We start from the raw sequence: 12341 nt of genomic DNA on the forward strand, positions 1-12341 counted from the left end.
AGCAAAGGCCATATTTGGTCTTTGCTTAAATTATGAGGAGGACCGGAGATGAAAAAAATGATCATCTTCATCTTGATTCCGTTTCTTCTTTTTAGCTCCCTCCCTGTAGGTGCCGCTGAAAAAGAAGGACGCAAATGGCAGGATGAAACAATTTACTTTTTAATGGTTGACCGTTTTAACAACGGTGACAATAGCAATGACTTCGAGGTTGATGCCAATGATCCAAAGGCCTATCATGGAGGCGATTTCCAGGGTGTAATCGACCAGTTGGATTATATTAAGGACATGGGTTTTACCGCTATTTGGCTGACCCCTGTGTTCGATAATGTCGACAAAGGCTACCATGGATACTGGATCAAGGACTTCTATAATACAGAAGAGCATTTTGGAAGCGTTGACAAATTCAAAGAGCTGGTAAAAGAGGCGCATGATCGTGACATTAAAATCATATTGGATTTTGTCGTCAACCATGTAGCTCCAGAACACGAGTGGGTAAATGATCCTGCCAAGAAGGACTGGTTCCATGAAAAGCAGGATATTTTTGACTGGAACGATCAGGAACAGTTAGAGAATAACTGGCTTTATGGACTCCCGGATTTGGCCCAGGAAAATCCGGAGACAAAGAAATATTTGTTAGATGCCGCTAAATGGTGGATTGAAGAAACGAATATCGACGGCTACAGACTCGATACTGTCCGCCATGTACCGGTTGAGTTCTGGGAAGATTTTTCAAAAGAAGTGAAAAGTGTAAAAGATGACTTTTATCTGATTGGCGAGGTTTGGTCTGAGGACCCAAATTATATCGCTGAATATGATAAGGCGGGAATCGATGGCTTTGTTGATTTTCCATTGAATGAGCAGCTGCGTACTGCATTTGAAAAACCTGATCAAACTTTGGACTGGCTTTTAACAACAGCGAAAAGAAATAAAGCGATATACGAAAACCCTGAATTGATGGGGAATTTTATCGACAATCATGATATGGTCAGGTTCACAAGGAAAGCGGTGCAGAACAGGCAGCATCCAGGAACAAGGTGGAAGATGGCGCTGACATATATGTATACCGCTCCAGGCATCCCGATTGTTTATTATGGAAGTGAAATCGCCCTCGATGGCGGAGAAGATCCGGACAACCGCAGACAAATGAGCTTCAGGGCTGATAAAGAATTAATCGATTACGTCACGAAAATTGGTGAACTTCGCAATGAGCTTCCTTCATTAAGAAGAGGGGATTTGGAAGTACTATATGAAAAGAAAGGCATGGCTGTTTATAAAAGGACCTATGAAGACGAAACGGCCGTCATTGCCATTAATAACACATCAAATACCCAGAATGTCACATTGACATCGGATCAGCTGGAAGATGACAAAGAACTGAGAGGCTTGCTTGCGAATGATCTTGTCAGAAGCAAGGATGGAGAATATAACCTGGCTTTGGATCGGGAAAAAGCAGAAATTTATGTTCTTGCGGAAAAAACCGGGTTGAATATTCCTTATTTACTGGCAATGGGTGCTGTATACGCTGCGTTCTTCGGTTTCATTTTCCTTCTATTTAAGAGGAGGAAGAGAAACAAGGAGCAAGGAGAATAGCCCAAATCCTGCCTGCACTGTTGTTTAATGGAGGCTTGAAAAAATAAGCAAAAAACCTGGATAATTCATTTATAATAAAGATAAGAGAATTGTTCTGGCAAAAGGGAGGGGAACTTTACGGCTGTCACAATAAAAGATGTTGCGAAGGTTGCAAATGTCGCGCCTTCAACTGTCTCTCGTGTTATCGCCAATAGTCCAAGAATCAGCGAAAAAACGAAAGAAAGAGTCAGGGAGGTTATGGATCAGCTAGGGTATCACCCGAACTTCATCGCCAGAAGCCTGGCCAGCCAATCGACTCGGGCAATCGGTCTGGTCATGCCAAGTTCTACTGATGTCGTATTCCAGAATCCGTTTTTCCCGACTGTCCTGAGAGGATTAAGTGAAGGGGCTCATTCTAAGCAGTACGCCCTTCATATGACCACTGGTAAAACAGAGGATGAAATTTTCGATGGTGTTGTCGCAATGGTTCAGGGCGGCAGAGTAGATGGTGTGGTTCTTTTATATTCAAAGGTGGAAGACAGGGTCATTGCTTATTTGAAGGAAAGAAATTTTCCTTTTGTTGTAATCGGCAAGCCTTTTAAAGATGATGAAAATACCAATTATGTTGATAATGATAACTTTAAAGCCGGAAAAGAAGTAACCGAGCATTTGATCCAGCTTGGCCACGACCGGATTGGTTTCATCGGAGGAAATCTGGATTTGGTCGTAACGGTTGAACGCCTGCTGGGTTATGAAAAAGCTTTAAGAAACTCAGGGATCCATCTGGAAGACAAGTATATTGTCAACAATGAATTCCTCCGCGAAAGCGGCCAGGATGCCGTGGAGGTATTGCTATCCCTAGAACAGCCGCCTACCGCCATGGTCGTTGCGGATGACTTGATGGCACTTGGTGTGCTGAATAAGCTGGATGAAATGGGAATTGCGGTACCCCAGGATGTCTCAATTGTCAGTTTTAACAATGTTCTGATTGCTGAAATGGCAAGACCGCCTTTGACTTCTGTGGATATTAACATTTTCGATTTAGGATACGAGGCTGCGAAATGCCTGATCCAGATCATAGAAAACCCGAATGAGCCAATCAAGCGGATTATCGTGCCGTTCAAAATAGTGACACGTTACTCTTGCGGTCATCCTAAGGATTACAAGGAAGTACTTGCATAATAAATGAACTGCACCTCCAGTTGCTGGGGGTGCAGTTTTTTCGCATTAGCCATTAACGATGGTGCCGCCATTGACGTGGATTGTTTGTCCGCTCACATAAGTAGAATCGTCGCTAGCCAGATAGACGTAGGCAGGTGCCAATTCATATGGCTGGCCGGCATGCCCCATTGGAGCGTTTGTGCCGAACTTCGCGACTTCCTCTGCTGTGAAGGTCGAAGGAATGAGCGGAGTCCAGATTGGGCCCGGAGCTACACTATTGACACGAATGCCCTGTGACGCAAGGGACATGGCTAGAGAACGCGTAAATGAAACAATTGCCCCTTTGGTTGAAGAATAGTCGATCAGCTTCTCATTACCCTTGTATGCGGTAATAGAGGAGGTATTAATAATTGTGCTGCCTTTCTTCAAATGCGGCAGGACAGCTTTTGTCAGGTGGAAAATAGAAAACACATTCGTGCGGAACGTCTTCTCCAACTGGTCTGCCGAGATATCGAGCAGACTTTTTTGCGGATGTTGTTCTGCTGCATTATTGACCAGGATATCAATTTTACCGAACTCATCAAGCGTTTTCTTCGTCACTTCCTCACAGAAATGCTCACTGCCGATATCACCAGCAAGCAGCAGGCATTTCCGGCCTTCAGCTTCGACTAGTTCCTTTGTCGTTTGCGCATCTTTGCTTTCCTCAAGATAGACAATCGCTACATCCGCGCCTTCTTTTGCATAATAAATCGCAACCGATTTGCCGATACCGCTGTCTCCTCCAGTAATAAGGGCAACTTTACCAGCAAGTTTTTCAGATCCTTTATAATTCTCATCAACAGATTTTGGCTCAGGATTCATTTCCGGTTCAGTACCAGGCTGATGATCCTGGTGCTGAGGCGGAAAGCCCTGTTTTTTATTATTTTCATTAGACATAGACTATTCACTCCTTTTTTATGAGTCACCTTTTATTAAATTCCTTTAAAATCCAGATTAAAAACATGGAAATTACTTCTTCTGAGAGATTTACTTTAAAAATGAAGAGCAAGATATTTTTTAATCAGGAAGACGATGACGGACAAAAAAGGGGAGAACGACCCTTGTTCCTGTCCGTCATAAAAGCGATGATGGACAAAAAAGAGAAGACGCCACTTCTTTCTGTCCGTCATGAAGGTGATGACGGACAAAAAAAGAGAGAAAGACCAGGTTTCTGTCCGTCATGAAGGTGATGATGGACAAAAAAGAGAGAAAGACCAGGTTTCTGTCCATCATGTTGGGATAATGGACAAACAACCAAAAGCGGCCCCCTATAAAAGGGAGCCGCTCCATATTAATTACTGTAGTTTATTTTTAAAGATTGAATAAGTTTTATAACCGCCTGTCAGGTTTTTGACCTTAAAGCCGTTTTGCTGTAGGATACGAGAAGCTAGGTAACCTCTTAATCCAACCTGGCAAGTGATCAGGATTGTTTCATCCTTTGGAAGCTCATCAAGACGATTGCGCAAATCATCAAGCGGAATATTCTTTGAGCCTTCAATTTTGCCATCTGCGTGCTCTTTTTCAGTACGGACGTCAATCATGAACGCACCGTCCTTGACTAAATCGTCGACTTCATAGTGCTGGACCGTTTCGATTGTACCATCCACAATATTGGAAGCAACGTAACCAGCCATATTCACTGGATCTTTTGCAGAAGAGAATGGTGGTGCGTATGCAAGCTCAAGCTCTTGAAGGTCATAGACGCTCAAACCGCCCTTGATAGCCGTTGCGATAACATCAATACGCTTGTCAACACCATCTTTACCGACTGCCTGTGCACCATAGATCTTGCCAGTCTCTCTGTCGAAAATAACCTTAAGAGAGATTTGCTCTGCGCCAGGATAGTAACCAGCGTGAGATAGCGGATGGATATGGACTACCTCATATGGGATGCCCAGTCTGCGCAATAGTTTTTCGCTGTTGCCAGTCGTAGCAGCAGTCAATTCGAATACTTTAACGATTGAAGTGCCCAGTGTACCTGGATATGCGATTTTACGGCCATTGATATGATGTCCGACAATATGCGCCTGGCGGTTTGCTGGCCATGCGAGTGGAATCATTGTTGGCTGTCCATTGATATAGTCAGTAACCTCGATTGCGTCTCCCATTGCATAGATTGATTCGTCAGATGTCTGCAGGTATTCATTTACCTTGATACCGCCGCGTTCTCCAAGTTCAAGGCCAGAGTCAGCTGCAAGCTTGTTTTCTGGACGGACACCGATTGACAGGATGATCAGTTCAGAATCAAGAATCTTTCCGCTTTCAAGAACAACCTTCGTGCCGTTCTCTTGAACATCAGTGATTCCGTCTCCAAGAATCAGCTCAACGCCATTCTTTCTTAACTCATCTTCAACGATTGCTGCCATTTCTGGATCAACCGGCCCCATAACCTGTGGCAATTTCTCGACTAGAGTGACATTGACTCCAGCGTGTACCAGGTTTTCAGCCATTTCAAGACCGATAAAGCCACCGCCGATCACGACTGCATTAATCGGTTTGTGATCTTCAAGATATGCCTTGATTTTATCCATATCCGGAATGTTTCTAAGCGTAAATACATTTGCGCTTTTTAAGCCTTCAATAGGAGGAACGATTGGTTTCGCTCCTGGTGATAAAACTAGAACGTCATAGCTTTCTGTGTATTCTTCACCAGTTTGGACATGTTTAATAGAAACAGTTTTTTCTTCACGGTTTATTGCAGTCACTTCAGAGAAATTGCGGATATCCAGGTTGTAACGTGCATTCATTCCTTCAACTGTTTGCAAAAGCAATTTTTTGCGGTCTTCAATAACGCCGCTGATATGATAAGGCAGTCCACAGTTTGCGAAAGAAATGAACTCTCCTCTTTCAAAAAGAACGATTTCAGCTTGTTCATCAAGTCTTCTTAGTTTAGTTGCTGTAGTTGCTCCACCTGCTACGCCGCCGACGATTACGATTTTTTTACCCATTGTATTGTCATCCTTTCGGTTGAAAAATTTTATGTGTGTTATACCCCTACTGGTATATTAACGTGAAAATAGGGGGAATCCAATAGAACTTTGTGAAGGATTTGTGAATGTTTTACCAAATTAAGTATCCATGACCGACTAATGTCACATCAAAGACCAATACATTCATTTTAACGTGTAAATAGGGTAATACCATGGGCGGTTTGTGAACCATTCATGACTTTTCTAAAAATCAAAAGCGGACAATGCTCCCATAGTCCGCTTTTTAACCAACATTATTAAGTTTTTGCACTTTTTTAACGATAATTCACGAATTGAACATCTACAGTAAGATCTGCATCTTTGACAGCGGTAATGATTTTTTGAAGATCATCACGGTTTTTGCCTGTGACGCGGACTTGGTCATCCTGTACCTGGCTCTTGACCTTCAAGCCACTGTTTTTGATGATTGTATTGATCTTCTTTGCGTTCTCTTTATCGATTCCCTGTACGAGCTTGGCTCTTTGTCGGACCGTTCCTCCTGAAGCGCGTTCGACTTTCCCATAGTCTAAATTTTTTATCGGAATGCCTCGTTTAATCATTTTGCTGAATAGAACATCCTTCAACTGGTCAAGCTTGTATTCATCATCGGAAACCAGGACAAGTTCTTCTTTATCAAGTGAGATATCACTCTTGCTGCCCTTAAAATCGTAGCGATTCTGGATTTCTTTCATTGCGATGCTGATTGCATTCGTGACTTCAGACATTTCTACCTTGGATACAATATCAAATGAACTCTCTTTAGACATGACTACCTCCGAAATAAGGGGAATTTGCTGCGCCGGGAGACAATGGCTGTCCAGGCGCTTTCGCTTTTGCTTACATTATAGTAAAATATAGCAGTTCAAACAACTTTACGTAATTTAGAGCGTTTTGCCTGATTATAAAAGTATAAACTTTTTTCATTCAGATTAAAGTCTAGCTGCAGCGCCTAGCCCCTCGATCGTTTCGGTCCGCCCAATGAGGTCAAAGAACGACTTCACCGGTCGGTCCTCCAACGCTATTCGGGGCTGACCAAGGCGCTTACGCTTTCTTATTTGGGTAAAATGTTAATAACAAGGCAGGAGGGATTATATGTCCTTGAACGAATATACAGGTCAGACTTTAGAGCTGACCGTAGCGAGAATTGTTGATTTTGGTTACTTTTTAACGGACGGGGAAGAGGACGTGCTGCTTCATTCAAATGATACGGACAGGTCATTTGGAGAAGGAGACAAGGTAGAGGTCTTTTTGTTTGTGGAATCAAGAGGCAGACTGGCTGCGACCACAACGATACCAAAAGTTCAGGTAGGTGAATACGATTGGGTACCGGTCGTGGATGTCAAAGAAGGGATCGGCATATTCCTTGATATTGGCATCAGCAAGGATGTTTTGCTTGGCGAGGAAGATCTGCCAGTTGTAAAATCGGTCTGGCCTAAAGAAGGAGACCTCCTTTATATCACGCTTCGAGTCAATCGCAACAATATGATTTACGCACGTATGGCGACGGATCCTGTCATTCAGGAAATTTCCGAAAAGGCCACAAGAAGCGACTTTAATAAAAATGTCCATGGCTATGTATACCGAACAGCAAGGGTGGGCAGCTGGATGATCACTGCTGAAGGCTTTAAAGGCTTCATCCATGAATCACAGCGCCGCACTGAGCCGCGTATTGGCCAGAAAGTAGAGGGAAGGATAATCGACGTTAAACAGGATGGATCTGTCAATATCTCGCTTTTGCCGCGCAAGCAGGAAGCTCTGGATGAAGACGCCGAGAAAATTATGGAATACCTGGAGCTCCGTAACGGCGCAATGCCGTACCATGACAAGAGCATGGCCGAGGACATCCAGGAACGCTTCGGGATGAGCAAAGGCTCCTTCAAGAGGGCTATGGGAAGACTTATGAAGGAAGGAAAGATCTATCAGGAGGACAATTGGACGTATAAAAAAGAAAAATAGAGCCGGTCGGCTCTATTTTTTTATGGATTCAATTAAATAGTTAGTTCAAGTTATTATTAAAGATGATCTGTTTTTTTGGAGTATTGATTCTTGCCTGCTTTACGGTTCTTTTCACGCATCATATTTTTCTCGTGGCGAAGGGCATTGTTGTCCTTTGCCTTTTTGTCGTTATCAGATGTATGTGGCATATAAAAAACTCCTTTCAGGTTAGGTTCACTTTATTTTCCCTAAAACCCGAAAGGAGTATGTAAATTATGAAGACAGTTTATTTAAGAAGAAAATAGCAATCGTACCTGGCCCTGTATGGGAACCGACCGCTGCACCAATCGAAGTGATGAAAACATTCTTTGCATTTAGCTCTTCAAGAATCATATTCTTCATCTCGGTGGCTGTTTCTAAATCATCCGCATGGCTGATGCCGACGACTTGGTTTTCAAATTCAACACCGCGTTCCTTCATGACTTCAATGATCCTGCGAAGAAGCTTTTTCTTTCCGCGGATTTTTTCAATCGGAACCAATTTCCCATCTTCCACATTAAGCAGCGGCTTGATATTCAACAGGCCCCCGACAAAAGCTGAAGCTTTGGATACGCGTCCGCCTTTTGCAAGATGGTCAAGGTCATCAACAGTAAATAAATGCTCCATATGCTCGCTTAGGAATTGGACAGCTTCAACGATTTCATCCTTTGAAAAATTCTCCTTCGCCATCCGTGCTGCTTCCATGACAACCAGCCCTTGTCCAAGTGAGGCACATTTTGTATCAATGATTGATAAATTAAAGTCGGGATAGTCCTCCTTGACCTGCTCGGCAATCATGACGGCTGTCTGATATGTTCCTGACAATTGTGAAGAGAAAGCTATGTATATTCCATCCTGTTTGTTCTCGGCCAATTCCGTAAAAACTTCTTTAAAACCAGCAGGAGAAGCCTGTGAGGTTTTCGGAAGGTTGCCAGCGCGGATTTGATCGTACACTTGCTTTGGCTGGATCGTTCGCAGGTCCTCATATTCAGTGTCATTAATATGGACCTTCAACGGGAATAGTATTGCATCATTTTCTTCATAAAAACTCAATGGCAAATCACATGCACTGTCAGCCATGATTTTTACTGACATCACTTTCACCTGCTTTCAACCTTTTTATGTTAATAGTTTATAGGGAATATCGCAAAAAGACAATTAAATATAGTGATTTTCGGCAAAATAGGGGTACAGGATGAATAGAAAAGAATAAGGGGGATTTACATGGTCTGGTTGGAAACAAAAAAAATCATCATCGTGGTGATTGGAGCGTTCCTGAATGCTCTGTCACTGAATTTCTTTTTAATTCCGGCAAATGTTTATGCCAGCGGCTTTACCGGGATCGCGCAGCTCGTATCGAGCATACTTGGAGCATTCGCGCCATTTAATATTTCTACCGGTATTCTTCTATTATTATTGAATATTCCGGTAACCATTCTTGGTTGGATGAAAGTAGGAAAATCTTTTACATTTTACAGTTTTATCTCCGTACTGCTCTCATCATTCTTTCTTGAGATCATTCCGGTAAAAGAAGTTTCGGGCGATATCCTGCTGAATGCCGTTTTTGGGGGAGTCATCGCTGCGATCGGAGTGGGACTGACCTTAAAATGGGGGGCTTCCACAGGCGGAATGGATATCATTGCAATGGTGCTGTCTCGAATGAATGATCGCCCGGTTGGTACATATTTCTTTACCTTGAATGGCATCATTATAATGACAGCGGGCTTTGTATTTGGCTGGGAAAACGCTCTTTATACTCTAGTGGCTCTTTATGTTTCCACCCGGGTGATTGATGCGATTCATACACGCCATGAAAAATTGACGGCGATGATTGTCACGAAAAAATCGGATGAACTAAAAAAGGCCATCCATGACAAACTTGTACGCGGTATCACGCTGCTGCCCGCCAAGGGAGCTTTTTCAGGTGAACAGAAGGAAATGCTCATCATTGTCGTAACAAGGTATGAATTGTATGACCTGGAACACATTATCAAGGAAGTGGATCCACATGCATTTACCAATATTGTTGAGACAGCAGGGATCTTCGGCTTTTTCCGAAGGGAGTAATTACTGAAACGGAGGTACTGTTAATGAGGAAGCTCAGTTTGATGATCATTTTACTTTTAATGGCGGTGGCACCTGCCCTGGCAATAGGGGAAGAAAAGCAGTCACCAGTAAATCTCGAATACAGTTTTTACATAGACCCCATAGCTGGTCCAGAAAAAGCTGAATTTGAGATTGTCCTGCAAAACCAGGGCAGTACAGAGATAACGTTTGAATTCCCAACCTCTCAAAAATACGAAATTACGGTCGTGGACGGAAAGAATCAGAAGGTCTATCAATATTCAGATGGAAAGTCTTTTGCACAGGTTTTTGAAACATTGACTTTGAAACCGCAGGAAAAAATGAAATGGGTGGAAGACTGGGATTACTTCAGTGCAGGTAAAAGAGTCCAAGAAGGAGAATACAGTGTAACTGCACAGTTAAAAGCAACCAGCGTCAACGGCAAGCCGGTTGGGGATAAAAAGCTGCTTACAGATACAAAGACAATGTATATTCCTGGGGAGAATCCCGTTTTTAAAAGCGTTGTTTCAGAGGGCGGCAAGGGGATTTATAAAATAATGGGTGAGGCCAGGCCACTCAATAGGAAGTTCTATTACACAGTTGAAGATGGTCATAACCAGCTGATTGCCGAAACAGTACTTGTCCCTGGTGCAAAATATCCGCAATGGAAGCCTTTCACACTGGACGTTTCCATACCTGAAAGCAAGCTTCCGCAAAATGGATCCCTTATTCTCAATTTGTATGAACGCAGCAAGGACGGCGAAATCATCCATACGTATCCAGTGCTGCTCGAAAGATTTAATCCAAATAACTAACAAAGCAAAAGCTGGCGGAATCCCCGCCAGCTTTCACTTTTTACTTGCCTTCAATTGAATTCAGCTCGTCCTGAAATGACCGAAGCTGCTCCTTTTCAGCCATTGTCGTGTTGGCATAGGCTGAAGAAAGAGCATTTTTTGCAGTGCTGATGGCTGCAGACTGTTCCGCAGGCTCCGCAGTTTTAGCTAATTGGACAGCCTTCCTTGCTTCCTGAAAAAGCCTGTTTCCCATTTAAATTCCCCCTAAAGAGGACTCTCTGACATTTGCCATCTTTTGAGCTTCAGCCTCGGCATACGTGGTGTGGTAAGGGATTCTTTCATCATGCTTGGAGACAGTATCTACCCCTTGCTGTACAAAACGCTTGGATTTATTGCTTTTACCCATCGTTTTACCCCTCCATCTACGAGCGGATTTGAAACAGACAGTTACGCTGCTTCGTTTTTAGTATGCTCTTTTGACATGAAAACAAACGGTTCTCAGCCAAGTTCGAAATGGAATGTACAAGCAATGTTTAGCATTTATCGGACAAATGCAAGGGGAAACATGGGGAAAAGCGTCCGATAGGCCCTTCTAACGGACAAACGCCAGGGGAAACAGCGGAAGAATGTCCGATAGAGCCCTTCTAACGGACAAACACCAGGGGAAACAGCGGAAGAATGTCCGATAGAGCCTCTCTAATGGACAAACGCAAGGAGAATCAGCGAAAAAGTGTCCGATAGAGCCTCTCTAATGGACAAACGTGAGGTAATCAACAGAAAAATGTCCGATAGAATTTTCTACCGGACATTTTGGTTTTTCTTATAGAGCTTTCAAATTCAGCAAATCGTTCAAATAGACGCCAATGCCGTCTTCTTCGTTTGTTAATGTCATGTCGTTCGCGATGTTCTTGACCTCGTCAACGGCATTGCCCATGGCGATTCCGCGGCCTGCGTATTCAAGCATTTCTAAATCGTTGTCCTCATCACCAAAAGCAATGATTCGCGCGGCAGGGATTTGGAAATAATCAGATGCTTTCTTTAAGCCCACTGCTTTGTTTAAACCGCTCTTAACGATTTCAACGACGTGGAACGGAGCAGCCCAGCTTCTGTGGTCGATCACTTCGGCATGGACATCTGACAAGTGTTGACGGATTTTACGGACGTCCTCTTCGTCAGAGTGAATTAGCATGGAAGTTGGTGAGGCCTTTAAGTACCTTCTCAAATCACCTGTAGTGATGTTTGGATTACCCATATTAAATATGTCCATTAGTTTTTCATCGTGATAGTGGACATATACATCGTCAATTACTTCGGCAATGATATTGTGGAATTTAAAATCATCAAGTGCCTCTACAATATCTTTGGCCACATCGATTGAAAGCGGAGAATGATGGACTCCCCAGCTGTTATCGAGCGGGTGATGGATGAATGCGCCATTAAAATTAACAATTGGCGTATCAAGTGCAAGCTCATGGTAATACATCTCGCTGGATCGGAATGGTCTTCCCGTTGCGATCATGACAACATGTCCTGCTTCCCGCGCTTTTTTAATCACGTGCTTGTTTTTTTCGGAAATTGTTTTATCATCTGTTAATAATGTTCCGTCAAGATCTAATGCAATTAAATGTTTTTCAGCCATAAATACTCCTTCTTTAAACTAATATTTTTCTTAGTGTCTCATTACCGCGCTTGTCGGGGCTAACCAAGGCGCTTTCGCTTTTCATATTGTCCAGCTGCGGCTCCTAACTCCTCGAGACGTATCGATCCTGCC

14 protein-coding genes are annotated in these 12341 nt (G+C 43.2%); 6 read left to right on the forward strand and 8 right to left on the reverse strand.

What is annotated here, in order from left to right:
• Nucleotides 1–48: 48 nt before the first annotated feature.
• Together FOF60_RS06365 and FOF60_RS06370 are read left to right on the forward strand one after the other, a co-directional pair.
• Nucleotides 49–1590, forward strand: coding sequence for an alpha-amylase family glycosyl hydrolase (locus tag FOF60_RS06365; RefSeq protein ID WP_192473039.1), 1542 nt, complete (start codon nucleotides 49–51; stop codon nucleotides 1588–1590).
• A gap of 129 nt (nucleotides 1591–1719) precedes the next feature.
• Nucleotides 1720–2751, forward strand: coding sequence for a LacI family DNA-binding transcriptional regulator (locus FOF60_RS06370; protein WP_192473099.1), 1032 nt, complete (start codon nucleotides 1720–1722; stop codon nucleotides 2749–2751).
• A gap of 45 nt (nucleotides 2752–2796) precedes the next feature.
• Here FOF60_RS06370 and FOF60_RS06375 read toward each other — a convergent pair whose 3' ends face one another.
• Complete coding sequence (locus FOF60_RS06375; RefSeq protein WP_192473038.1) at nucleotides 2797–3666, reverse strand: SDR family oxidoreductase; 870 nt, start codon at nucleotides 3664–3666, stop codon at nucleotides 2797–2799.
• A 101-nt stretch (nucleotides 3667–3767) separates the two neighbouring features.
• Here FOF60_RS06375 and FOF60_RS06380 point away from each other — a divergent pair, with 101 nt between their 5' ends.
• Nucleotides 3768–3953, forward strand: a complete 186-nt coding sequence (locus FOF60_RS06380; protein WP_251613898.1) for a hypothetical protein — start codon at nucleotides 3768–3770, stop codon at nucleotides 3951–3953.
• Nucleotides 3954–4064: 111 nt separating this feature from the next.
• On the opposite strand, the gene FOF60_RS06385 is transcribed toward FOF60_RS06380, so the two are convergent.
• Both FOF60_RS06385 and FOF60_RS06390 read right to left on the reverse strand, forming a co-directional pair.
• On the reverse strand, nucleotides 4065–5717 hold the full coding sequence (locus tag FOF60_RS06385; RefSeq protein WP_192473761.1) for a CoA-disulfide reductase: 1653 nt from the start codon (nucleotides 5715–5717) through the stop codon (nucleotides 4065–4067).
• Nucleotides 5718–6013: 296 nt separating this feature from the next.
• On the reverse strand, nucleotides 6014–6505 hold the full coding sequence (locus tag FOF60_RS06390) for a YajQ family cyclic di-GMP-binding protein (RefSeq protein WP_192473760.1): 492 nt from the start codon (nucleotides 6503–6505) through the stop codon (nucleotides 6014–6016).
• Between the two features lie 325 nt (nucleotides 6506–6830).
• Between FOF60_RS06390 and FOF60_RS06395 the strand changes: the two genes are divergently transcribed.
• Nucleotides 6831–7694 (forward strand): CvfB family protein, encoded by an 864-nt coding sequence (locus FOF60_RS06395; RefSeq protein WP_192473759.1) that lies wholly within the window; start codon nucleotides 6831–6833, stop codon nucleotides 7692–7694.
• A 56-nt stretch (nucleotides 7695–7750) separates the two neighbouring features.
• Here FOF60_RS06395 and FOF60_RS06400 read toward each other — a convergent pair whose 3' ends face one another.
• Both FOF60_RS06400 and FOF60_RS06405 read right to left on the reverse strand, forming a co-directional pair.
• Nucleotides 7751–7882, reverse strand: coding sequence for a DUF3941 domain-containing protein (locus FOF60_RS06400; RefSeq protein WP_071976845.1), 132 nt, complete (start codon nucleotides 7880–7882; stop codon nucleotides 7751–7753).
• Nucleotides 7883–7946: 64 nt separating this feature from the next.
• Nucleotides 7947–8807, reverse strand: coding sequence for a DegV family protein (locus FOF60_RS06405; RefSeq protein ID WP_192473758.1), 861 nt, complete (start codon nucleotides 8805–8807; stop codon nucleotides 7947–7949).
• Between the two features lie 129 nt (nucleotides 8808–8936).
• On the opposite strand from FOF60_RS06405, the gene FOF60_RS06410 reads away from it, so the two are divergent.
• Nucleotides 8937–9779 (forward strand): YitT family protein, encoded by an 843-nt coding sequence (locus tag FOF60_RS06410; protein WP_192473757.1) that lies wholly within the window; start codon nucleotides 8937–8939, stop codon nucleotides 9777–9779.
• Between the two features lie 23 nt (nucleotides 9780–9802).
• Entirely contained in the window at nucleotides 9803–10591 is a 789-nt protein-coding gene (locus tag FOF60_RS06415) for a BsuPI-related putative proteinase inhibitor (protein ID WP_192473756.1), read from the forward strand.
• A 40-nt stretch (nucleotides 10592–10631) separates the two neighbouring features.
• Here FOF60_RS06415 and FOF60_RS06420 read toward each other — a convergent pair whose 3' ends face one another.
• The 3 genes from FOF60_RS06420 to FOF60_RS06430 form a co-directional block, all read right to left on the reverse strand.
• Nucleotides 10632–10823, reverse strand: coding sequence for a DUF3813 domain-containing protein (locus tag FOF60_RS06420; protein ID WP_192473755.1), 192 nt, complete (start codon nucleotides 10821–10823; stop codon nucleotides 10632–10634).
• The gene (locus FOF60_RS06425) at nucleotides 10824–10976 is read right to left on the reverse strand and encodes a hypothetical protein (protein WP_167832158.1); all 153 of its coding nucleotides are present in this window, start codon (nucleotides 10974–10976) and stop codon (nucleotides 10824–10826) included.
• A gap of 414 nt (nucleotides 10977–11390) precedes the next feature.
• The gene (locus FOF60_RS06430) at nucleotides 11391–12209 is read right to left on the reverse strand and encodes a Cof-type HAD-IIB family hydrolase (RefSeq protein ID WP_192473754.1); all 819 of its coding nucleotides are present in this window, start codon (nucleotides 12207–12209) and stop codon (nucleotides 11391–11393) included.
• Nucleotides 12210–12341: the final 132 nt, after the last annotated feature.

It is taken from the genome of Mesobacillus jeotgali, from assembly GCF_014856545.2.
Classification (GTDB): Bacteria; Bacillota; Bacilli; order Bacillales; family Cytobacillaceae; genus Mesobacillus.

Coding starts and splice junctions, on each gene's coding strand:
- FOF60_RS06365 (WP_192473039.1), top strand. CDS start 49: ATGAAAAAAATGATCATCTTCATCTTGATTCCGTTTCTTCTTTTTAGC.
- FOF60_RS06375 (WP_192473038.1), bottom strand. CDS start 3,666: ATGTCTAATGAAAATAATAAAAAACAGGGCTTTCCGCCTCAGCACCAG.
- FOF60_RS06380 (WP_251613898.1), top strand. CDS start 3,768: ATGAAGAGCAAGATATTTTTTAATCAGGAAGACGATGACGGACAAAAA.
- FOF60_RS06385 (WP_192473761.1), bottom strand. CDS start 5,717: ATGGGTAAAAAAATCGTAATCGTCGGCGGCGTAGCAGGTGGAGCAACT.
- FOF60_RS06390 (WP_192473760.1), bottom strand. CDS start 6,505: ATGTCTAAAGAGAGTTCATTTGATATTGTATCCAAGGTAGAAATGTCT.
- FOF60_RS06395 (WP_192473759.1), top strand. CDS start 6,831: ATGTCCTTGAACGAATATACAGGTCAGACTTTAGAGCTGACCGTAGCG.
- FOF60_RS06400 (WP_071976845.1), bottom strand. CDS start 7,882: ATGCCACATACATCTGATAACGACAAAAAGGCAAAGGACAACAATGCC.
- FOF60_RS06405 (WP_192473758.1), bottom strand. CDS start 8,807: ATGTCAGTAAAAATCATGGCTGACAGTGCATGTGATTTGCCATTGAGT.
- FOF60_RS06410 (WP_192473757.1), top strand. CDS start 8,937: ATGGTCTGGTTGGAAACAAAAAAAATCATCATCGTGGTGATTGGAGCG.
- FOF60_RS06415 (WP_192473756.1), top strand. CDS start 9,803: ATGAGGAAGCTCAGTTTGATGATCATTTTACTTTTAATGGCGGTGGCA.
- FOF60_RS06420 (WP_192473755.1), bottom strand. CDS start 10,823: ATGGGAAACAGGCTTTTTCAGGAAGCAAGGAAGGCTGTCCAATTAGCT.
- FOF60_RS06425 (WP_167832158.1), bottom strand. CDS start 10,976: ATGGGTAAAAGCAATAAATCCAAGCGTTTTGTACAGCAAGGGGTAGAT.
- FOF60_RS06430 (WP_192473754.1), bottom strand. CDS start 12,209: ATGGCTGAAAAACATTTAATTGCATTAGATCTTGACGGAACATTATTA.